Source organism: Flectobacillus sp. BAB-3569, assembly GCF_002270355.1.
Lineage (GTDB): Bacteria > Bacteroidota > Bacteroidia > Cytophagales > Spirosomataceae > Flectobacillus > Flectobacillus roseus.
The window spans coordinates 44,772-68,597 of sequence record NZ_NJFZ01000001.1 but is presented as its reverse complement, the minus strand read 5'-3'; the positions used below and the strand labels follow the sequence as shown (position 1 = coordinate 68,597).

At 37.8% G+C, this 23,826-nt stretch carries 12 protein-coding genes; 11 read left to right on the top strand and 1 reads right to left on the bottom strand.

Annotated features, from left to right (window positions below; all coding sequences use genetic code 11):
- Window positions 1-79 precede the first annotated feature (79 nt).
- The 11 genes from BWI92_RS00230 (at window position 80) to typA (ending at window position 21,220) form a co-directional block, all read left to right on the top strand.
- Window positions 80-460 carry a HEPN domain-containing protein gene (locus BWI92_RS00230; protein WP_095160118.1) on the top strand — a complete coding sequence of 127 codons (381 nt, stop codon included), beginning with the start codon at window positions 80-82 and terminating at the stop codon, window positions 458-460.
- 165 nt (window positions 461-625) lie between these two features.
- Window positions 626-2,116, top strand: coding sequence for a cysteine--tRNA ligase (gene cysS, locus BWI92_RS00225; RefSeq protein WP_095160117.1), 1,491 nt, complete (start codon window positions 626-628; stop codon window positions 2,114-2,116).
- Window positions 2,117-2,289: 173 nt separating this feature from the next.
- A complete protein-coding gene (locus BWI92_RS00220) occupies window positions 2,290-3,081 on the top strand; it encodes a rhomboid family intramembrane serine protease (RefSeq protein ID WP_229362611.1) in 792 nt (263 codons plus the stop codon).
- A gap of 183 nt (window positions 3,082-3,264) precedes the next feature.
- A complete protein-coding gene (locus BWI92_RS00215; protein WP_095160115.1) occupies window positions 3,265-4,176 on the top strand; it encodes a rhomboid family intramembrane serine protease in 912 nt (303 codons plus the stop codon).
- 259 nt (window positions 4,177-4,435) lie between these two features.
- The gene (gene dxs / locus BWI92_RS00210) at window positions 4,436-6,397 is read left to right on the top strand and encodes a 1-deoxy-D-xylulose-5-phosphate synthase (RefSeq protein ID WP_095160149.1); all 1,962 of its coding nucleotides are present in this window, start codon (window positions 4,436-4,438) and stop codon (window positions 6,395-6,397) included.
- A gap of 162 nt (window positions 6,398-6,559) precedes the next feature.
- Window positions 6,560-8,383, top strand: coding sequence for a 7TM diverse intracellular signaling domain-containing protein (locus BWI92_RS00205; RefSeq protein WP_095160114.1), 1,824 nt, complete (start codon window positions 6,560-6,562; stop codon window positions 8,381-8,383).
- Between the two features lie 156 nt (window positions 8,384-8,539).
- Window positions 8,540-9,049: a hypothetical protein gene (locus BWI92_RS00200; RefSeq protein ID WP_095160113.1), complete on the top strand. Its 510-nt coding sequence runs from the start codon at window positions 8,540-8,542 to the stop codon at window positions 9,047-9,049.
- Entirely contained in the window at window positions 8,967-10,268 is a 1,302-nt protein-coding gene (locus BWI92_RS00195; RefSeq protein ID WP_176464324.1) for a hypothetical protein, read from the top strand. The genes BWI92_RS00200 and BWI92_RS00195 overlap by 83 nt, the downstream gene beginning before the upstream one ends.
- Window positions 10,269-10,365: 97 nt before the next feature.
- Window positions 10,366-17,127 carry a carboxypeptidase-like regulatory domain-containing protein gene (locus BWI92_RS00190; RefSeq protein ID WP_095160111.1) on the top strand — a complete coding sequence of 2,254 codons (6,762 nt, stop codon included), beginning with the start codon at window positions 10,366-10,368 and terminating at the stop codon, window positions 17,125-17,127.
- A 344-nt stretch (window positions 17,128-17,471) separates the two neighbouring features.
- Entirely contained in the window at window positions 17,472-19,169 is a 1,698-nt protein-coding gene (locus tag BWI92_RS00185) for a hypothetical protein (RefSeq protein ID WP_095160110.1), read from the top strand.
- Between the two features lie 236 nt (window positions 19,170-19,405).
- Entirely contained in the window at window positions 19,406-21,220 is a 1,815-nt protein-coding gene (gene typA, locus BWI92_RS00180; protein ID WP_095160109.1) for a translational GTPase TypA, read from the top strand.
- A gap of 610 nt (window positions 21,221-21,830) precedes the next feature.
- Here typA and BWI92_RS00175 read toward each other — a convergent pair.
- Entirely contained in the window at window positions 21,831-23,573 is a 1,743-nt protein-coding gene (locus BWI92_RS00175) for a hypothetical protein (RefSeq protein WP_095160108.1), read from the bottom strand.
- Window positions 23,574-23,826: the final 253 nt, after the last annotated feature.

Here is a 23,826-nt window from a genome sequence, read left to right as displayed (position 1 = left end):
CCTTCTATTGAAATACTTCATACCGAAAGCCAATAAGTTTTATTAGTTTTGTGTCATTAATATTATCGGAAAGCTCAAGATGAAAAATTATATACTCAGAGCAGAAGACGAAATCGAAAGTGCCAAATATCTTTATCAAAACGACTTTTATCGTGGCACTCTCAATCATTGCTATTATGCATGTACATGGCTCATGCGCGGTTTACTTGCAGAAAGAGGTATCGTAATCAAGATGTTAGACTCAGCCTTCTCGTTTTTCGAAGAATATATCATCAAAAGCGAGCCTGTACCCAATAGCATACAGCAGTTTATCAAAATGCTCGTTAAAGAATACCAAGTACTACAAAAGGATATTGCTGGAGATTTTATGGCAGATGAAATTTTGTCATATATCGAAAAAACGGAAGACTTTTTGTACTTCGTAAAAGACCAAGCCGATTTAGCCGAGCGAAGTAATTAGTTTGTGTATCAATTTCAATGCGTTATACTCTTATGAACTTTAATCCTACCGAACTTAGTACTTATTTTCGATGTTGCCTCTGATACATTGCTTTTCCAGAAACAACCTTTAATTTCAATCAGATGCTGTCATCAAGATGGCATAATAGGATAATCAACCAATCAGATGCAATCATTAAAAATATATAATACCCTCACTAGAGAAAAAGAACTTTTCCAGCCAATCAACGCCCCTCACGTGGGAATGTACGTTTGTGGACCCACAGTTTACAATTATGTACACCTTGGTAATGTTAGAACCTTCACGACTTTTGATACCCTTTATCGTTATTTGACACATATAGGTTACAAAGTTCGCTATGTTCGCAATATTACCGATGTAGGTCACTTGGTAGGTGATGGCGATGAAGGTGAGGACAAAATTGGGAAAATGGCAAAGTTGGAAAAACTAGAGCCTATGGAAATCGTACAACGTTATACCAACGACTTCCACAATGTATTGACCCAATTTAATCTATTACCTCCAAGCATCGAGCCATCTGCGACAGGACATATTGTTGAGCAAATCGAAACAACAAAGACCTTGATCGAAAAAGGATTAGCTTATGAATCGAATGGATCTGTGTATTTTGATATCGCCAAATACAATGCACAAGGTGGTGAATATGGCAAATTGTCAGGTCGTGTGATTGAAGATCTTTTGGTAGAAACTCGTGATTTGGATGGTGTAGGCGAAAAACGCAATCCTTTAGACTTTGCCCTATGGAAAAAAGCCGCACCAGAACACATCATGCGCTGGCCTTCACCATGGGGTGATGGATTCCCAGGCTGGCACTTGGAGTGTACTTGCATGAGTACTAAGTATTTGGGCGACACTTTTGATATTCATGGTGGCGGTATGGACCTAAAATTCCCACACCACGAATGTGAGATAGCTCAAGCCAAAGGCAGCACAGGCGTAGATCCTGTAAGATATTGGATGCACTCAAACATGCTAACGGTCAATGGTCAAAAAATGTCTAAATCTCTAGGCAATTCATTTTTACCATCTGAATTATTTGCAGGCTCACATCCATTGCTCGACCAAGCATATTCGCCAATGACGGTGCGCTTCTTTATGTTGCAATCACAATACAGAAGTACACTTGATTTTTCTAACGATGCCCTAAAAGCTGCTCAAAAAGGCTATAAGCGCCTGATGAACGGCTTGAGAATTATCAAAACGCTTAGCTACAAAGCCGATGAAAGCATTCCTTTAGACGAAAAACAAATTACTGAAGTTAAGAAAGGAATCCAAGGCTGTTATGATGGTCTCAACGATGACCTCAACACAGCAGTAGCCATTGCAGGTTTGTTTAATTTATTGAAAAAAATTAATCAGTTGTATATGGGACAAGTATTACCTGCGCAATTAGGAGAAGAAGTCTTCAACGAATTACAGGAGAAATTCGTAGCATTGACAGAAGATGTATTGGGCTTGAAAGAAGAGTCAAATGCCAATATCGATGCTTTTGCAAAAGGAATGCTGACTCTTTACTCAGAATACAAAGAAGCTAAGCAATACGACAAAGTAGACCAAATCAGAACTTATTTCAAGGCCAATGGACTTGTTATTAAGGACATGAAAACCAAAATTGATTGGGCTTACGAAGAATAGAATCAATAAGAAAGCGTTAGTTTATCAAAAACTTGTGAGATGATAAACTAACGCTTCTTGTTTTGGGTTATTGAGTTATGTCTTCAAGGTATAGAACACTTCATACTTTGCCGTCTTTAAACGAACCTTACAATTTTGCTAATTTATTAGCTATATAACTCTTATTTGGCACTATGAGAACCCCAATGTTAACTCCTATTGTCAGAACACTTATCGTTATTAACGTTATAGTGTTTATGGTACAAAGTTTTAATTCACATTATGACGATCAGATAACTTCATTATTTGGTTTGCACTATTTTACCTCCGAGCGGTTTAATCCTATTCAATTTGTATCTTACATGTTTGTACATGGTAACTTTATGCACCTGTTTAGTAATATGTTAGGATTATTTTTCATGGGACCCTTACTTGAGAGATATTGGGGAGAAAAACGCTTTCTGGCTTTTTACTTTATTACTGGTATCGGGGCGGGACTTCTATACATGGGAGTGAAATATTACGATTACTCTGTATTAGAAGAAGCCACTAGGGCTTATATCTTGCATCCTGATTTGAGTATGTTTAATAAGTTTTTGGAGCAATTCTATCCAATGGGTATTCCTAGCGAGGCATATAGTTATATACCTAGTTCAGGACGAATTACCTTGCAAGACTCCATTATCGTGGCCGAAGAAAGCTTAAGAGCGGTACTCAACACTCCTACCATTGGTGCTTCGGGCGCTACCTTTGGGGTAATGGCTGGCTTTGCCATGTTATTCCCTAATACCGAGTTGATTGTTTTTCCAATACCAATTCCTATCAAAGCTAAATATTTAGTAGCTTTATATGCTTTATATGAATTTTATGGAGGAATACATAAAACTCCTGGTGATAATGTTGCTCATTTTGCCCATATTGGAGGAATGATTTTTGCTTTTATCTTGATAAAACTTTGGAGTAAAAATCGTAATAATTTTTATTAAGGAAACGAATAATAAATCATCGAGCAACAATTAGAAATTGTGCCTCGTTATTGATAAATTACAACTTGATAAACAATATACTCAGCTGAAGGTTATTTCTAATGAGTACACAAAATATTTTATCGTTAATTTTGCTAAAATTTAATTGACCCGTATTATATAGGTTTTGAAAAGATTATCACAATGAGTGGGATTTTGGATGATTTTAAAGATGCTTTTTCCAAGCGTAACAATGGATTAATTCAGCTAATATGGTTGAATGTGGCTATCTATATCTTTACGCTACTTTTATTTGTAACTTTTACGTTGTTCTTTAAAGGTGGTAATTTATACTATACGCTGCTTTCTTATGTAAGCCTTTCTCCTGAGCCCACCACTTTGTTATTTAGACCTTGGACGCTTCTTACGTACTCATTTCTGCATCACATCAACCCTATTGTTCATATATTTCCTAATATGCTCATGCTGTATTGGTTTGGCTCAATCCTTCAGGAATATATAGGTAGTAGAAGACTCGTAGGTCTATATATTGTTGGTGCAATATTTGGGGCAGTATTAGCAGTATTGGCATTCAATTTTATTCCTTATTATCATCAGAATATAGCAAGTACTTCTATTATTGGAGCTTCTGGAAGTGTAATGGCAGTGGTGTTTGCGGCGGCAACTTTAGCACCTGACTATTCATTTTTCTTATTTTTAATAGGTTCTGTACGCATCAAATATATTGCATTCCTGTTGTTGATTATATCTCTGGCGGGGTCTATTGGTGCTAATGCAGGTGGAGAAATTGTACATTTGGGTGGAGCTATTTTCGGCTATATTTATATTAGACAACTCAGAGCGGGAAGAGATTTTAGTACTCCAATTGAAGCAGTTATTGAGTTTTTTGAAAAATTATTCAAAAGAAAAAATGAACCCAAGATTCGGGTAGCATATCGCCAAAAAGAAGCTAGCTATAGTAGCACAGCGAGCAGTCATTCGGGATTTCCTGACGAAGAAGAGGTAGATGAAATACTAGATAAAATCTCTCGCTCGGGCTACGAAAGTCTTACCAAAGAAGAAAAACAAAAGCTATTTAAAGCTTCTCAAAAATAAAGAAAAATCTATCGCAGATTAGCGACAAAAAGGGGTTGTGCTTGAATACACACATCCCCTTTTTTATTTGCCCAAAATAATTGCGTAAATTGCACCATATTTGGACCGCGCAACGATCAATCTTTCCATTAGATTTTTTTTAAACAATTTAAAACCCTCATAGTTTATACTTCAGGCAATTGAATTGTTTAACACTCAGTTGATACGTACCAAGCAACAAACAAGTAGAGTAAATGCTACTTTTAGACCAATCGAAATCATGCAAATTACACCAGGCAAAATATTAGCTCAAATCAACTCCCCTGAGGATTTGAGAAAACGTGACCGCTCGGAATTGTTGCAAATTTGCGACGAACTACGTCAGTATATCATCGATAACGTATCGGTGTATGGTGGCCACTTTGGCGCATCACTTGGTGTTGTTGAATTATCAGTTGCACTTCATTACGTATTTAATACGCCCGACGACCAGTTGATTTGGGATGTAGGTCATCAGGCGTATGGACATAAAATTTTGACAGGTCGTAAGGATTCTTTCCATTCAAATCGTTTGTATGGAGGAATTTCTGGTTTTCCAAAACGCAAAGAAAGTCCTTATGATGCCTTTGGGGTAGGTCACTCATCTACTTCAATTTCAGCAGCATTGGGTATGGCTGTGGCGTCAAAATACAAAGGCGAAAACCACCGACAACACATCGCAGTAATTGGTGATGGCTCTATGACGGCAGGGATGGCTTTTGAAGCCATGAACCACGCTGGCGATATTCCCAACAATATGTTGATTGTTTTGAACGACAACTGTATGGCGATCGACCCAAATGTGGGTGCATTGAAAGAATATTTAACTGATATTACTACTTCACATACATACAATAGAGTAAAAGACGAAGTTTGGAACTTGCTTGGCAAAATGTCCAATTTTGGAAAATCAGCACAAGAAATTGTTTCTAAAATCGAAAATGGGCTGAAAGCTACTTTACTCAAACAAAGTAATCTATTCGAGTCATTGAATCTACGTTACTTTGGCCCAATCGATGGACATGATGTTGAGTATCTAGCAACGGTTTTAAATGACCTAAAAGATATTCCTGGCCCAAAAATTCTTCACTGTATTACGACCAAAGGAAAAGGTTATGCTTTAGCCGAAAAAGATCAAACTTTGTGGCACGCTCCAGGGAAGTTTGATAAAATTACAGGAGAGATTAAGAAGAAAGTTTACGCTACTCCTCAGCCTCCCAAATATCAAGATGTTTTTGGTCATACTATTGTTGAATTGGCAGAGCAAAATCCCAAAATTATGGGAGTTACGCCAGCAATGCCTTCAGGTAGCTCGCTCAATATTATGATGAAGGCAATGCCTCATCGTGCTTTTGACGTAGGTATAGCCGAACAACATGCAGTTACATTCTCGGCAGGGATGGCTACACAAGGCTTGACAGTATTCTGTAATATCTACTCTACATTTATGCAACGTGCTTTTGACCAAGTGGTGCATGATGTAGCAATACAGGAATTACCAGTAATCTTCTGTCTTGACAGAGCTGGTTTTGCAGGTGCAGATGGCCCAACCCACCATGGTGCTTATGATATTGCCTATATGCGTTGTATTCCAAATATGATTGTTTTTTCACCAATGAATGAACAAGAGCTTCGCAATATCATGTTTACCACATCTTTGGATGATTTTAAAGAATTAAAGCAAGCTATTTCTATTCGTTATCCACGTGGCGAGGGTGTTATGCCAAATTGGAAAACGCCATTTGAAAAAATGGAAATTGGAAAAGGTCGCAAAGTTAAAGATGGCGAAAAGGTAGCACTCCTTACGCTGGGACATATCGGAAACTATGCTGTAAAAGCTTGCGAAGAGCTTGCTCTGGAAGGTATCAATCCTGCTCACTATGATATGCGTTTTGTGAAACCTTTGGACGAAGCTATGCTGCATGAGATTTTCCAAAACTTTGACAAGGTAATTACCGTAGAAGATGGTTGTCTTCAAGGAGGATTTGGTTCGGCGGTAGCAGAATTTATGCTAGACCATGATTATTCGGCACAAATCAAACGCCTTGGTATTCCAGATAGAATTGTTGAGCATGGCGAACAAATTGAATTACACAAAGAGTGTGGTTTTGACCCAGAGGGCATCGCGCAAGCTGTAAGAGATATACTTGGTAGAGAAAAGGTTGTACATTCAAGCAACATTGTTAATCTTACCATGAACTAAAAAGGCTTATCTAATTTTTAAAGGCGAGAGTTTCTCGCCTTTTTTATTGTACATACTTTGATAAATGCAGGTAACTTCGTAGGTTTGATTTCTTATAAATGCTCTATTCCTTTACTACAACTATGCTAAACAATCGACTAGGCTATTAATTTCTCTTTTAATATGATTCGTTGGGTACTTCTAACTTTGATTATTCTTTCTTCACAGCTCGCATTTTCTCAAAAAGAAATCGTGATTGAAAATCCTAATCAGGCACTCTCTATTGGAAATAATATTGAAATACTGGAGGATAAAAAAGGAATGTATTCATTATATGATGTATTGAAACGCCCTGATGTCGACGCTCGTTTTATCAAAAGTCTTCAAGCTAGTCCTAATTTCGGTATCACAAAATCGGTTATTTGGTCACGCTTTACACTGGTCAACAAATCTGGTCAACGTTTATATCTTGAGATAGGCGAACCCGTTCTCGATAGTATCTCCATTTATCGAGTAGATCATGGAACCATCACTCACAAAAGGCTAGGTGTTTATCAACATAAAAGTAAGAGAGATATACAAACCAATTTGTATCTGGTAGATTTGGAGCTTAATTCAGACCAAAAGTGTACCTATTATATCCGTATCCAAAATAATTTACCACTCTTATTTCCCTTAAGAGTAGCCCCCCTTAAGATTTTCTTTGAAGACAACCATCCCAAAGACCTCATGCAAGGTATTTATTTGGGTATCATGCTAGTTATGGCCATCTTCAACTTCTTTATTTTCTGGACAGTACGAAGTAAAGAATACCTATACTATGTCATGTATGTATTGGCTTTTGCGGGTTTTTTCTCATTCAATAAAGGAATTGCCCATGAGTATCTTTGGCCCAATGCTATCTGGTTCAACCATTTTACCTCGGTATTTATTTCGGCGGCTATTGGCTTTGGACTATTGTTTGCTGAAAGCTTTTTGGATGCCAACAAATACCTTCCTGCTTCGTATAAAACAGTTCGTATTCTTTTGTCTGCTATTACGTTTTTCTTGGTGGCCAATTGGTTGGGGGCTGGAGCAATGAGCACACAAATTTTACATAGTATTGCCTTTTTGGCCGTAATGTATATCCTATTTTTAGCCATTTATATTTGGATTCAAGGTTCTCAAGCAGCCTTGTTTTTCTTAGTGGCTTGGGCTGTGATGTTGGTGAGTGCCTTGATATTTATTTTACAACTTTCTAATGTTTTACAAAGCGACAATTTTACCCGCAATGCCCTACAGGTAGGTTCGGCATTGGAAGTCGTACTCCTGTCATTTGCCTTAGCGTATCGCATCAACTATTATCGTTTAGAAAAAGAAAAGTATCAAGCCGAAGTAATCCAACAACTTCGCGAAAATGAACAAATCAGAAGCCGCATCGCACGTGACTTGCATGACGATATTGGTAGCACATTGAGTAGTATCGGAATACTAAGCCAAGTTGTTGAATACCAAATAGATAAAAATCCACTATCTGTAAAAGAGCTAGTTCAACGTATCAATGAAAGTTCTCAAAAAGTACAACGTTCATTAAGTGATATTGTCTGGACAACTAGACAGACGAGTAATAGTTTTGGCGAAGTATTAGTCAAAATGAAAGAATTTGCGGCAGAAGTTTTTGAACCTAAAAATATCAATTATTATTTCCAAACTGAAAATTTACCCGAAATTCAGCTATCAGCGAACAAACAATATAACCTCTATTTGATCTTCAAAGAGGCAATTAATAATATTGTCAAATATGCTGAAGCGACAGAGGTAAACATTGAAATCAGTTTTGAAAATTCAGAGCTACGTTTATTCGTCAAGGATAATGGCGTTGGTTTTGACGAAAATCTCATCAAAGCAGGTAATGGTTTAGGAAATATGCGTAAACGAGCTGAAAGTCTTGGTGGTAGTATTACTATACTTTCTAGAGTGGGAAAAGGTAGTTTTATCGAACTCAAAGTACAAATCAAGCAATCTTAGCAATATTTCCACAATCACATAAATCACTCACAATCATAATACTTAAAGAAAAACTACAGTTTAAATACCGATTACTCAGATTCCTGATTTTTCCTTCTTAGATAGTTCAAGAAATTGTAATATTGACTCAAATATTCAATAGTCCGTACTATTACTATGAAAACTTCTAACAATTGCCGTTTAGTAGTTGTACTTATCCTGTATTTTTCCTCTCTTGAACCTCTCTACACACAAAACATTGAAAATTTATCTCAACAAAAGCCAGTCTCCCTATCAGGAAATATTGATCTAAGAGGAATTTACTATTCTGCCAACGGTATCTCGCCAAGATACCCAAGTACATCTTACGTTTTATCAGGAGCGCCAACGCTGAACCTTTATGGGCTTGCGATTCCATTTGCTTTTACTTTTAGCAATCAGGAAAGTAAAATTGCTCAGCCATTTGCTCAATTTGGGCTAAGCCCTACTTACAAATGGCTCACGCTACATGGCGGCTATCGCAATGTATCCTTCAATCAGTTTACCTTGGGTGGGCATACCATGTTGGGTGGGCGGCATAGAGCTAACACCTGGCAAATTCCGAATGGGATTCATGTATGGTCAGCTCAACAAAGCTACCAAATTGGACTCCACTACCCTATCGTTAGTACCTGTGGCATTCGATAGGACTGGTATGGCTGTCAAAATTGGTTATGGCACCGACAAAACCTTTTTCGAAATCAGTGCCCTCAAAGCATCTGATAAAATGGGAAGTGCGCTGTTTGATGTATCTGCCCAACAAGGAAACCCCAATTTGTCAAGTACCACAGCTGCCGAAAACCTAGCTTTGGGCTTGAACATGCGTATTTCCTTTTCGTCAAAGCTCTCATGGGATACCGAAGCTGGAGCGAGTGGCTATACAAAGGATGTTAATTCGAGTGCTGAAATCGATAAAAGTAAACTTCCCATTTCAGGAAACACACTCGACCAGCTACTCAAGGTCAATGGGACTACCGAGCTGTACACGGCTGTTCAAACGGCACTTCGGTACAAAAGTAGGTCGTGGGGACTACGGCTCCAGTATAGGCGCATCGACCCAGAATACAAAACGATGGGAGCTTATTTCTTTAATTCCGACATCGAAAACATCACCATTGCCCCACAATTTTCCATCTTCAAAAACAAATTCAGATTTAATGGAAGTATAGGTTTACAAAGAGATAACTTAAATAAACAGAAAAAATCAGAATCCAAAAAAGTCATTGGATCGGCAAATTTGAGTACTGACTTTACCGAAAAATTAGGATTAGATATCAACTATTCTAATTACTCAAACAATCAGACACCAAACGCACTCAGGATTTCGGATACTGTCAGAATTACTCAAACAACTCAAAATTTATCGATTAATCCACGCTATACAATTTTGGGAGAAAAACAGTCCAATTCTATAATGCTATCCTATAACCTGATGGATTTGCAGGATTTTAATAATACCTATTCTCAAGATAGTAAATCAAGAAATTTGAGTTCTCAAAATATATTTCTCAATTACAACCTTTCTTTCAACGCCAGTAATTTTTCTATTTATAGCACTCTCAATTACACCACTATCACAGGTTCTTATCTGAGTGATAAAAACTATGGTGTCACGCTAGGTTCTGACAAATCTTGGAAAGATAATAAATTTAACCTAAGAGGCAGTGTGAGTTATTTGTTAGGCGACCGTGGAGGTGAAAAAAGTACTATTATCAACGGAAATGTTGGTGCTACGTATCAGGTAAATCGACATCATCGCTTCGCGCTAAACAGTTTTCTGATTAGCAATTCGCCTCAAGCAGCCTCTAGTACCAATCTCAAATACACAGAAATACGAGGCGAGGTAAGCTATAATCTTCTTTTCTAAAACCCATATTAATCATATACTGTTTGAAACAACCTCATCAGGTTGATTTTCAAGCAGTAGCCCTTTTCAAAAAGTAAGTCCTCAAACTTTTACTATTATGAAAAAGTACTTTTTCTTGATGCTTTTCCTATGGGTAAGTATTCTCAGTCAAGCTCAATCTCCGCTAAAAATTCAGGTAACGATGTTGCCTCCATATCCAACAACAATATCCGATTTACAAACTCGTAGCAATCAAGTTGTGATACTGGTACAAAACCTTTCTCGACAAAGCTACACGTTTGTTTTGGGCGGAGAATTAACCGATGACAATGGCGTTTCACTAAAAGCAGTGCCTTTTGTCGGGCAAACAACTTTAACCGTAAATGCTCTCCAAAGCCTCCGCTTATCAGCTAATGACTTTAGTCGTATTTTTGACATCAATAAAATTCAGGTTTCTGGGATAGATAAAAATACGCTTATCCGTACAGGCGCTATTCCTGAAGGCTCATACCGTTTGTGTTTGAGAGCTTATGACCCTGCCACACTTCGCCCTATATCTGACGAAGAACCGCTAGGATGTTCCAATACTTTCCCGATTCAAAGTATTGAACCTCCCATCATTTTGCGTCCACAAAATGAAACAGAAGTAATGGTAAGCACCCCACAAAATATTCAGTTTGCATGGACAGTACCTGCCCAAGCTCCTGCTGGCACACGCTATATTTTTAGGATTAAAGAACTTCCCACTGGTCAGAACCCAAACAATATCATGCGTTTGGGTACACCTTACATCTTGGAGCAACAAACCAATGTAAACTTTTTAAATTACGGTCCATCATTTCCTTTGCTGGTAGCAGGTCGAAGTTATGCTTTTAGCGTGCAAGCCGTAGACCCAACGGGGCGCACATCATTTCGAAATCAAGGTTATTCCGAAATATATCAGTTTACCTATCAAACCCAAAAAGCTCGTGACATTGATAATGCCATCTCAATCTTAGTTCCTAAAAAATGTGGAGATGATATAAAAGCAGGGATAAATATTGCATTCTATCTTCGCTGGAAGCCCCAAAGACCTACAGTTCCTGAACGCTACAATCTCGTAATTACTGATAGCAAACAAAGTGTCGTTGTAAATAAAACACTTAGTAACCCTTATTTTCAGGAAGATGATATCAGTAAAATAGGCGTCGTAAATGGCAATAAGTACAATATGAAAGTTCAGCAAATCGACCCCAACAATAACCAAGTTGTGGCTGAACAAAGTTGTGATTTTACCTTCAGGAAAAAAGACTCTATTTTGGTAGTAGCCCAAAGGCATATCAAAGGAAAATTAACCTATGCTTACCCTGAGCAAACAGCTGCTTATAAGGCATCCAATGCTTCCTTAGCACTTTATTTACAAGAAGTTATTGACAAAGGAGGAAACGATTATCGTGTATTGGATGAAAAACTTATGTCACAAACTACCACTCTTTCTGATGGAAGTTTTGATTTTGGGGTAAACGACTTTAACAAAGTCAATCAACCAACTGGGAAATTTTTTAAAGGACAGCCTATTACAACGATATTCAAAATTGTCTCAGATAGTCCCTATTACAAAGACTACCCAAATGCCGTTTTATTTAATACCAAGGACGGAGATATAGATTTAGGACTTATCAAAACTGAAGCAAAAGGCTTTAAATTAAAAGTTCGTTTACAAGAAGGATACAAGAATATCTCCAAAAAAGAAATATTAGAAAATCGTACTGTTTATTTATATCGTCTCAAAAAAGCTTCCTCCTCTTCGAATACTGGAGGTTGGCAAATTGGCTCAGGAACTGTACCAAACGGTTTTGGCGGAGGTATTGGCAATAACACCCCAGGCATTGGCTTAGGCGGAAACTCCTACTCGGGAGTGCGTCCACCTGTTGAAGGTATGATTACTCGATTTTCATCTGCTGGTGTTCCTAGCCCATCTATTGATCCTAAAGATGTGGATTTGTTTGCCAAAAAATCTTCAAATTATGAACTCATTGCCACCGAAAAAACCGATAATAATGGTGAGGTTCTTTTCGAAAACCTTCTTTGTAAAGCCGATGAAAATGATGTCTATTATTTGTGGACAAGTGAAATGGACATCAAAGATGCTCAGCCTTTTTCTATCAGTTTTTCAAAAAACATGAATGTTACTCAGTCTACAACTTTAACTGTTATTTCGCCTTTTCCTCCTACTGCAACACTTACAGGAAAAATCATCAGTAAATATTCTGACCCTAATGAAACAGACCTAGCTCCTTTAGCAAATACAACCGTAAAGGCTCAAGTTATGTATGTTATGAAAAATGCCAAAGGTGTTAACTATAATATTTCTGGTCAACATCAAGTAAGCCCAGATGGTACTCCTTCGGTAGTGATTCGCAACAATTACAGTTTTAGTGGACAACCCGAATATGCAGATTCGGATATGATCATTGGTACTGGAAAAACGACCAATGATGGTTCTTTTTCTATGATCATTAATTTTGATAAAATGCCCAAATGGGGACTCGTCAAAAAGAACATGACGATTGGTAACACCTCTGGGGAGTTTCCTTCATACGTAACTGGTGATTTGTATCGCTACATACGCATCGTAGTCGAAAGCCCTTATTACTGTAGTCCCGACGACAATATTGAGATATATCCTCTTGAGTCCAAAAACGTAGGCACTCTGATGTCGCTGGTTCAAAGTTTTAGTCTCGAAGTAGCCGTTAAATCTAATAGTGACCCCAATCAGGCATCACCTAATAGTGCCTTGAGTGGCATGGATGTATTTTTATTGCGCGCTTGGAAAAGTAGACCTGCGGGAGTTCCACAAAACGAAGGTATGCACCTCAATACTTACGCCAGTGATAATAATGGAAAGGGATATGAAATCATTTCAAAAGAGGTAACTAATGGTTCTGGCAAGGTATTACTCAAGCGACTAATCCGTCACTCCGGCATAGCCTCGGATGTATATTATCTGGCTGTACAATCTAACCCAAACTCAGGTACAAACAATACTTATGGCAATTTGGATAAATCCGACAAATCTAATTTCCCTTCAGATTATGTAGGGATTATCATTTCTCAGGATAATGAAAAGACGAATAATGCTTTTGGTGCTTATACTTTCAATAGTGAGTATAATCATTTCCAAAACAGTACAACACGTCTAATGAGTCCAGCCAAACCACGACTTTCGTATCGTGTTGTCCGAAAAGACAAGGCCACCGATGGTGTTGCAAGTGCTAGTGCTTCCATGGTTTTCAAGAAATTATTTTCTAAAGAAACTATTAGTACCTACTCTGACAAGGATGGCTATGTAGTATTCAATAATTTACAAACTGGTCTGGAGTCAACACTTACAATCAGTCATCCTTCTTACAACTATGAAAACCAAGACGAATACACAGAATCTATTCCAGCCCTAAAAAATGGTGTACAGCTGGTGCAAAAAGAAATCCCCCTCACACCTAAGGGACTGGTTGCAGGCACAATCGTCAATGAGCAAAATAAAGGAGTTGGAGCGTATGTCAAAGTTGGGAAAGGACCTTATGTTGAAACCTCCGCCAATACTGGTATCTATTTTACCTATGCTATTCCTAAGATGCTTTCATTGGTCAATGTTATTCCCAAGGATATATCTTATTTTGAGGAAAATGCTTGGGTAACAGTTCCAGATGGTGTAAAAGTACTAGATAAGATTACAGTATATCAACGCAATCACCGTGTCAAATTCAGAGTAATGGGCGAAACGCAACTTGTTACGCTCAATGCTAATGGTAAAACCACTACCAAGAATGTCATCCAAGCGATTGAAAAAGCTTCTGTAGATATTCTAGGGCAAGTATTTTATTCAGATAAAGATGGCTGGGTAGAGGCACAATTCAAAAATGTATCTGTCAACTATCTACAAATGAAAGTAAGTTCCCCAGCCAAAATGGGGTATATACCACAGACCATTGCCTTTACCAACGAGGAAAGTCGAGAATACCAGCTTTATGATGATGTAATACTGAAAAACGGCTTTAAGATTGCAGGCAAAGTGATACTCAATGGTCAGCCTGTTAAAGGAGCAGAAGTATCTATGACAGCAGGCATCAATGGCGTTTCTTACACAACGCAAAGTGAAGCAGATGGAAGCTTCAAACTTTCTTATCCAGAAGCGGCCTCGTATGCACGTGTGGTAGCTACCTATAACCCCAACAATGGTAAAGCTTACATTGGTGATGAGGTGTATGTAAATACTCAAAATGCAAAAAATGTAACACTCAATATCAAAGAAAGTGATTTCAATATTACCACACTATGGGGATTTCCGATTCAAATTGAACAAGCCCAAAAACAAGCTAACGGTAATTTGTTGGTGAGAGGAACGATTTCTTTCAATAAAACAAACACAGGGAATGGCACCGTTCAAGGACCAGGAGGAATCCAAGTGAATACCAATCTAGATAATGTAATGGTGTTCAAACTATTTGACAGCGATATGAAAGTATCATTTTATGGTGCCGAATTCAGCAAGGTTGGAGACAAAACCGTTTGTGTATCTCAAAAAGTAAACCTTCAACATAGCTATTTAAAAATGCGCTATAATGATACTTACAATACCAAAACAGTTCCAGCTAATAGCGACTATTATTTGTCGATTGCCAAAAGTGGGGATTTGTCGAGTTCAGTTAATGGCTTAACTCAAATTATTGATAACTCCTTCAAATATCCAAGTAGCCATTTAGAGTTTGACGAAAATGAATTTTATTTTGCTATCAATAACAATGGGGTTCTAAACCGTAACATTCCAATTATTTCGTCCTTACCTGATATTCCGAGCAAATTTAATATTTGCAACAAGCAAGGAAACCCTATCAAGTTCAAATTTATTGGCTTTGATGCCCAAGCTCAAACAGCTACTTCTACGATAAGTGGTAGCAAAATAATTTTGGATGTTAGTTTGGATTGTAAAATACCAAATGCCAATCCATCCGCTTTTAAACTCAATGTCGGTAAAATAGAATTAACCTCTGATCAAGTAAAAGCAGTTACTGGGCAAGCGATGTCCTTTAATCTTGCAGGTAAATGGAGTGTAGAAGTAAAGAACTGGTCTATTTCACCCACCGAAGGAGGAATTACGTCTTCAAATGGTATCATCAAAACAGGCAAGATAGATGTTCCTTTTTCAAGTTTTATGCTACGTTCTAATCTTCTTGACATTAGCGATTTTAAAGTAGAAAGCCTAAATGTAGCTGGCATTGCCCAACTACAAACTACTGTTTCTGGCGATAAAATCTATTTTGGTTATGATGCCAAAACTGGTAGCGATGCCTCAGGACATTGGAAACTGAGCGTTCCGTCAGGCAGTGCTGGCTATGCTGGAAGAATCAAAAAAGAAGACCTTGTGAAATTCAAAGGATTTCCGAATCAGGACATTACCTTAAGCATGATTTCATTGCTCGACAATGGTGAGGACATTTTGTCTTTTAGTAATGAAAGTAGCAACTATAAACTTTTTAATTTAGTCAATTTCAAACCTAATACTATCAATACAGGTGCTGACTACTTCTCATTGGTTGGCTCAGGCTCAATAGGCATTCAAAGAGTTGCCAACGACCAAATGTTGGTAGTAAAATTTGTTAAATCTACTCCAGCAATCCAACTAAGTACTTTCGACCTTGGTTTTGAAGCCAAAGGATATGTTCGCTTTTCATCGGTAGCCGGAACAGATAAGCAAACGTTTGAGAATGGGCGTTTTGTAGCTACTGGCAAAATAGAAGAACCTGGCAAATTACAGCCCATCAAGGTAGCCTTAATCCATACCCCAACCGAAACTAAGATTGTTCCTGTAGAAACAGAATTTCCAAACCTCCCAAAACAATCTATCCCGATTGGTGGCTCAGGGGCGAGTGATACCAAACTCAGAAATATTGCCCTTACCCTAACGGCAAGTCCAAATCAAGATTGGTCTTTCCTAACTTTTGAAGGGGATTTAGATAATTACAAAGGAACCCAAAGCCAACCAAATCGTATGAAATTTACGGTATTTGGTGAAATCAAGGCTTCAGACCAAAAAATCCAAGCTGACAATTTACCTTCCTTACCGGGTTTACAACTTACTTATGATATTGAGAAAAAACGCTTAATTGGCACTATAGACCTAAGTAAGCTCACACAAGGAGTTGAAGGTCTTGAGATGAAAGGAGTAGCTCAGGTATTATTTGACCCTCAAGGTTGGATTCTCACAGCAGCGGGTATTGTCAGCAATGTTCCACTGCCTGACCCAACCGTTCTAAAAGCAGGTTTATTAATTGGTAGCTACAGCCAAGCGCTCCCAGCTGAGTCTTCTAGCGTATTGTTTACCTATGTACGAGAGAAACAGCTTCCATGTAGTTTTGCACAAGGCTTTGCAGGATTTTATGTAACAGGAGAGCGTCCTATGCCACTCGATGGTTTGTCTATGGAAATCGACTTGGTTATTGCGAGTGCCTATTTTAGCGTCGATGCCTTTATGGATGCCTATTTTTATGGAAACTTATTTGGCACTGTTGATTTTGGCGCAGGCATCAGAGCCAAAGTTCATGCAGACTATGGGCTAAAGGCTATCACTTGTACAAGTCTCACAGGATCGGTCGATGCCGAAGCTGCCATTAAAATTCAGGTACAAAAATCGAAAGGGAATTTCTCAGCAAACCTAAATGCCAAACTAGGAAACTCAAATAAGATATGTCTCAAACAACAAATACCACTACTATTTGATTGTGGTTCAACCCTCTTTGATGATTGTCTTGAGAAAGGATTCTGTGTAAGTTTCTCTGGAGGAACTAGCGGAGTTAGTGCCGACCTCAGTTTAAGCCCTTGCAAAACTGAACCTTGTAAATAGTTAAACTTTTCAATTGCCTTTATTATGAAAGTTTCTTTCAATACATATACCTCAACACTCATATTTCTGCTAATAATCAGCATGAGTGCTCCCATTTTTTCGCAAAACTTACAAACTTATGTTGGAAAAATGGCATTTTTATTCTTTTTGGAAAAAATATCCCCATCAATTTTAGTTACCAACTCGAACGCAAAATAGCCACTTCCACAGAATGGGAACCCGTAACTAACATCACTGTTGATCGTTCTACTCAAAGCTTACTTTTACGTTTACGACAAGCTCATCGTAAAAATTCTTTTTACGAAGTCCCTAGTGATACAGTATTCAAAAGGTTCTCCAAACTCATGAATCGTGCCGTTATCTCTGACTCCCTTTACGAGTTCAACGCTTCGCCATTGATGCTAGAAACCGCAGGATTAGGCTATTTCGACACAGAGGTACAAGCCAACCAGACTTATCAGTATCGCCTTACAAGCAATTCGCCCAAAGTGTCAGAACAAACGTCTGCCCCTATTCGTTTTGTGGCACAAAAGCCAAAATATGAATTAGTATTCAACAAAAGTCTACCAGAAGAAGACCTTGTGGGGCTAGAATGGCGTATTTCAAAACGGGGTAATTTACCTTTTAGCTGGAAGGTATATCGTCAGTATTATCTCCAAACTACCATGCAGGAAATTCCTGTCATCAAGTTTTTTACGGCATCAAGAGACAGTGTAATCCTCAGAACAATCGACAGGCAAACTTCTGCAAAGCGACTTTATCGTTATATGATTATTCCTTACGACGCCTTTGGTAATGAGGGGACTCCTAGCGATACTATTTTAGTAAAAAATGTAAAACCGTATAGTGATATCCCTATTCTTCAGCACTTTACGGCTGATAGTGATAATCAACGTAGGGGTATTTTGTTAAAATGGAGTTTTGATAAAGCCATTGCATTAAAAGACCTCCAACTCTACCGAAGCAAAAGTTTTGAAGGTCCATATCAAGCCATTGCCACTTTACAACCAGCAGACACAACATATTTGGACAGCAAAGTTGAGCCAATCGAAACCTATTTCTATTACCTCCAAATGAATTCTCTTTATAACCAAGGGTACCCTTCGGTAAAAGTTGCGGGTATGTTAGAGGGCATCGAGCAAGCTGTATTACCTCCTAAAAACCTAACCATTAAGCAACAAGGTACTATAGTGACGCTCTCGTGGACTCGCTCAGAGCGCAATACACGCGGCTATTATGTATATCGAGGCGAAGGCTATAAAGGCAAGCAAGTTCAAGTGTCAGACCTTGTTTACAGTAAAGATTCTTTAGTTTCTTATACGGACAATATCCAAAATCTTGATTCCACACAAGTTTATTCTTACTCTGTAGTGTCTTTCAATACTAGCTACAATACAAGCCCAAACTCTAACTCAGTTTATACAGTACCTTCAGCGGCCTTGTCATTACCAACACCTATTGGACTAGCAGCCTACCGACAGTCAAACAACAAAGTATTGGTTATTTGGAAAGACATGACTGTTATTAGCCCTTATGTGACAGGATATGAATTATATCGACGAGAAGTAAATCCGACAAGCAATAAAGCGCTAGATGATTACAAAATCATCTTTCAAAATTCAGTGGCAAATATCCAAAACTCCTTTGTTGATTCGCTTGGCATAACAGGCAAAAGTTATGAATATGCTGTAAAATCCGTTGGTCATCACAATTTTCAAAGTGCCCTGAGTGCACCCACAACCATTTTACTAAGTAAAGTATTACCACCTCCCCCTGCAGGGCTAAAAGTAATCACTGATAATCAATCTATTATTGTAGAATGGGACAAACCAGCATTCAAAAATCTCAAAAATTATAAGGTATACAGGTTCGATTCTCAGAGCAGAACACCCCTATTAGTTCAAACTTTACCCGTAGGTATAAACACTTACAAAGATGCTGGATTACCTAAGGGAAAAGACTACTTCTATAAAGTTTCGGTAGTTGATTCACAAAACCAAGAAAGCATTCTTAGCGACGAAGTTGGAATAAGTTGGCAGTAGCTAATCAGGGCTTATCGTAAATATGAAGAAAAAATAATTATAAACAATTGAATAATAATACATTAAAAATCATTTAGATAAAAAAATACCATTTTTATTTGAAGGTCAATAGCACTTTTCTAAGAAAAACTCCGTACCTTTGCACCCTCATTCAAGAGCTACGTTAAGAGTTATTCGTGTTACAAAAGCAAAATGGCGATTAACGATTAGTAAATAACAGATAACATTCATCGAAGATGCAAAGCATTCGTAACATTGCAATTATAGCGCACGTTGACCACGGTAAAACGACCCTTGTTGACAAAATCATCCACGCATCGAAATTATTTCGTGATAACCAAGAATTCGGAGATTTGATTCTTGATAACAATGACTTGGAACGTGAACGTGGTATCACAATTGTATCTAAAAACGTATCAGTTCGCTACAAAGGCGTAAAAATTAATATCATTGATACTCCTGGTCACTCCGACTTTGGAGGCGAAGTGGAACGTGTATTGAAATTGGCTGACGGTGTTTGCCTTTTGGTGGATGCTTTCGAAGGTCCAATGCCTCAAACTCGTTTCGTATTAGGAAAAGCAATTGACTTAGGTCTTAAGCCAATCGTAATTATCAACAAAGTTGATAAAGAAAACTGTCGCCCTGACGAAGTACACGAGCAAGTATTTGACTTGATGTTCAACTTAGGTGCAACAGAAGATCAATTAGACTTCCAAACACTTTACGGTTCATCTAAACAAGGATGGATGAGTACTGACTGGAAACGCAAAACTGAAGATATTACTGAATTATTAGATGTAATCATCGACAATATTCCTGCGGCTCCAATCAATGAAGGTCCTGCTCAAATGCAAATCACTTCATTAGACTACTCTTCATTCGTAGGTCGTATCGCTATTGGTCGTGTTCACCGTGGTACTTTCAAAGAAGGACAACAAGTTGCTTTGATGAAATCTGACGGTACTGTGAAGAAAATGAAAATCAAAGAACTTCAAACATTTGAAGGTCTTGGTAGAGCAAAAGCTGAGGAAGTTTCTTCTGGCGAAATTTGTGCAATGATGGGTATCGATGACTTCGAAATTGGTGATACTATTTCGGATGTTGAAGTGCAAGAGGCATTGCCACGTATTTCGATTGATGAGCCAACAATGAACATGTTGTTTACAATCAACAACTCTCCATTCTTTGGTAAAGAAGGTAAATTTGTAACTTCTCGTCACTTACGTGATCGTCTGTACAAAGAAACCGAGAAAAATTTGGCCTTGAAAGTTGTTGCAACTGATTCTGAAGATAAATTCTTAGTATTTGGTCGCGGTATCCTTCACTTGTCTGTATTAATCGAAACGATGCGTCGTGAAGGTTATGAATTACAAGTAGGACAACCTCAAGTAATTTTCAAAGAAGGTGAAAATGGTGAGCGTTTGGAACCAATCGAAACATTGGTAGTAGACGTTCCAGATGAGTCTGCTGGTAAAGTAATTGAATTGGCTACACAAGGAAAAGGTGAGTTGTTGATTATGGAACCAAAAGGTGACTTACAACACTTAGAATTCAACATTCCTTCACGTGGTTTGATTGGTATGCGTTCAAAAGTATTGACTGCAACTTTTGGTGAAGCTATCATGGCACACCGTTTCAAAGCGTATGAGCCTTACAAAGGGCCAATTCCTGGACGTATCAACGGATCTTTGATTTCGATGAACTCAGGTTCGGTTACCGCTTATGCAGTAGATAAATTACAAGACAGAGGGGTATTCTTTATCGATCCAGGTGAGGAGGTTTATGCAGGTATGGTAGTTGGAGAGCATAACCGTCAAAATGACATTGAAGTAAACCTTCAAAATGCTAAACAATTAACGAACATGCGTGCTTCTGGTACGGATACTAACGTTAAAATTGCTCCGAAAATCCAATTCTCATTAGAAGAGTCAATGGAATATATCCAGAAAGATGAGTACTTAGAAGTAACTCCTCAATCGATTCGTATGCGTAAAATCTATTTAGATCCAAGTGTACGTAAGCGTATGGAACAAAAAATGGAAATGGCTTAGTCATAAAAAACAAAACCCCTCTGATTCAAGTCGGAGGGGTTGTCCTTTTACCACTAATTGCTTTATAATTTCTATCTATATAGACAGCACTTTTTATGAAAGGGTTGTATGAGTAGTCAGATTTTTTTAATATTTTTTCAAAAAATCTATTTCTTCCTGATAATCAAAGCAATAAAAAAACTCCCAGAAAAATTCCGAGAGCTTTCTAAATTCTCCATAAGCTTTGATAATTTCTCTATTAGTTTCCTGTGTACTTTCCAATCAATTATTAGACTGCTTGCTTCCTAATTTTGACCAAGTATTTTCCACTCTTTATTATTCCTTTCTTACTGTGTTGAATAGCAGAAATGCCTTATAATTACTCATGTAAATAACCTTTCATTTTAGATATTGGATTTCGGAGGTATAACCCACTTTTTTGAATATAGTATTTTATAAAGAGTAAAGCATTTTCAATATTTCCGAAATCAGAAATCCCAAATCAGCAATAGTTTAAAATTCTTCCCTATTCCCTATTAAAGACATGATTCACGGTAAAAAGGTTGTAACAACTTAAAAATAAAAAGCCCCTGATTTTTCAATCAGAGGCCTTAATAATGATCGTTAGAAACTATTTTCTTTTTGGAGAATCAGGAATAATTCTGATATCATTTGGTTTCTTAGGGTCAATATAGAATTTGTATTTTGCAACTTGTCCAGTTGGCTTACAATCACCAGCACTCAAACGTTGAACTTCGTATTCATAAACCGCTGGCGATTTAGGAAGTGGAAGATCTTCTGGCCATTTGATATTTGGGTTTGTAGCTACGTTTTCGTAATTAACTACTGTACTGTATTTTTTCACACCTGTAACAGTCCCTGCACTTGCTTTTTTACGTCTTGGAATAAGCTTTTTAGCAGGAGCAGCAGTTACTGTAGCAGGAGTTGCCGCTTTAGCAATCTTACGAGGCTTACGCACTGGCTTACCTGTTCCAAAGTATTTGGTAGCAGTTGAACCACCGAAAATTTTAAAGATATACTGATCTTCAGTTTTTGCAACAGGAGCGATTGGCGCTGGTTTTGCTTTGTAACCGAAACTAGCTGCATTTGCTTCAGACAAACATTTACCTTGTACACTTGATTGAATAGTGTAGTAATAGAAGCTACACTCATCACCATTTACAAGCGAAACATTATTAGGTAAGTTTAATGTAGTAGACTTGGTAGTTTGCTGATATACAGGAATACCCGAACCATCAGCTTTATACAACTTGAAAATATACTCCTCGTTTTCTGGAGTACCAGAAGTACTTTTCCAACGGAAAGTAGGTTTTTCAGTCGAACCATAGTCATACATTCTTCCACTTTCAGATTCAAGTGTTGGAACCGCACAAACTACTGGAGCTGGAGGAGGAGGCAACAGTTCATAAACTGTTTGAGCACTACAAGCACCAAATGTGTGTGCCAATGCCAAACCAAAGTTACAACCACCATGAGTTCTTGTGTCTTCTTTAGTCAACAAGATATTAGAGCCAGGTGTTACATCTTGCCCCACTGTAGTAAATGGAGTTTTTGTAACAAAACCAACTGCGTTCAAACCTAATGACCAAGTTTTAGACAAGTTGTACAATAAGTCTACACTAAGAACACCACCTAATTGGTTTTTAGATGCCGATGGATTCAAGCGGAAAATTACTTGATCTGCTCCTAAGTTACCAGGAATTGTAGCACCAAAACGAGGAGCTGAGGTATTCACCAAACCACCTTTTGCATCGATATCTAGAGAGAATTTCGAGCCTAATGGAAGGGATACAGCAGGTCCAATCATCAACAAGAAATCTTCATAGCTACCCACATTATCATATTTTAATGAGCTTGTAGGAATACCTCTTGTTGCTGCATTACGAGCAATCAAACCTTGTGGTCCTTTGTAGTCATCGCTAACACCAAAATTTTGATAACCACCAAGGATACCCAAACCAACCTTGCCCCAGAAGTGATTAACTGTTAAATAGTTATAAACACCTGATTTAAGGAACATGGTAATATCTTCACCTTCTTTACAGAACGGAGTTGCAACACCAATACGATCAGTAATTTTCCAATATTGCTTTGGTTTTGTAGAAAGAACTACATTACTGTTTTTATAAAAAGCAGTATCAAGATGATAACCCTCTGCTACTGATTTTACAATTTTACCGTTAGAGTAAGTAGTAGTTGTAATTCCACTTTCTGTCACTGAACTAACAATCGACGGCTTGCTTTCGGTCTGTGCAGTTGCTACTTGACTAGCTAAAAGGCATGAAATAACCCCCATAGATAGTCGCTTAGAAACATTGACAGCGAAACTGGATGTTGAAAAACTTTGTTTCATAACTGCTTGTTTTATAATTATTAATATAGGATTTACTGGTAATGCTTTAGTTTCGACAAAAATATAGCCAAAAAGTCACTAACAGAAACAATATAAAGTAAAAAAGTCATATTGCCAAATTGCTAAACATTGGATTATCAAACCTTCTGCTAGAGTTTTTTGACAAGAATCCTGTAAATTTGCACAATTGAAATTTTACAAGCAAAGATACGTCTCATTATTTAATATTGAATACCGCTTAATAAACGGTATT

Excerpts from the sequence above, each read along its gene's own strand:
- BWI92_RS00230 (WP_095160118.1), top strand. The coding sequence starts at position 80 with ATGAAAAATTATATACTCAGAGCAGAAGACGAAATCGAAAGTGCCAAA.
- cysS (WP_095160117.1), top strand. The coding sequence starts at position 626 with ATGCAATCATTAAAAATATATAATACCCTCACTAGAGAAAAAGAACTT.
- BWI92_RS00220 (WP_229362611.1), top strand. The coding sequence starts at position 2,290 with ATGAGAACCCCAATGTTAACTCCTATTGTCAGAACACTTATCGTTATT.
- BWI92_RS00215 (WP_095160115.1), top strand. The coding sequence starts at position 3,265 with ATGAGTGGGATTTTGGATGATTTTAAAGATGCTTTTTCCAAGCGTAAC.
- dxs (WP_095160149.1), top strand. The coding sequence starts at position 4,436 with ATGCAAATTACACCAGGCAAAATATTAGCTCAAATCAACTCCCCTGAG.
- BWI92_RS00205 (WP_095160114.1), top strand. The coding sequence starts at position 6,560 with ATGATTCGTTGGGTACTTCTAACTTTGATTATTCTTTCTTCACAGCTC.
- BWI92_RS00200 (WP_095160113.1), top strand. The coding sequence starts at position 8,540 with ATGAAAACTTCTAACAATTGCCGTTTAGTAGTTGTACTTATCCTGTAT.
- BWI92_RS00195 (WP_176464324.1), top strand. The coding sequence starts at position 8,967 with ATGGGATTCATGTATGGTCAGCTCAACAAAGCTACCAAATTGGACTCC.
- BWI92_RS00190 (WP_095160111.1), top strand. The coding sequence starts at position 10,366 with ATGAAAAAGTACTTTTTCTTGATGCTTTTCCTATGGGTAAGTATTCTC.
- BWI92_RS00185 (WP_095160110.1), top strand. The coding sequence starts at position 17,472 with ATGAATCGTGCCGTTATCTCTGACTCCCTTTACGAGTTCAACGCTTCG.
- typA (WP_095160109.1), top strand. The coding sequence starts at position 19,406 with ATGCAAAGCATTCGTAACATTGCAATTATAGCGCACGTTGACCACGGT.
- BWI92_RS00175 (WP_095160108.1), bottom strand. The coding sequence starts at position 23,573 with ATGAAACAAAGTTTTTCAACATCCAGTTTCGCTGTCAATGTTTCTAAG.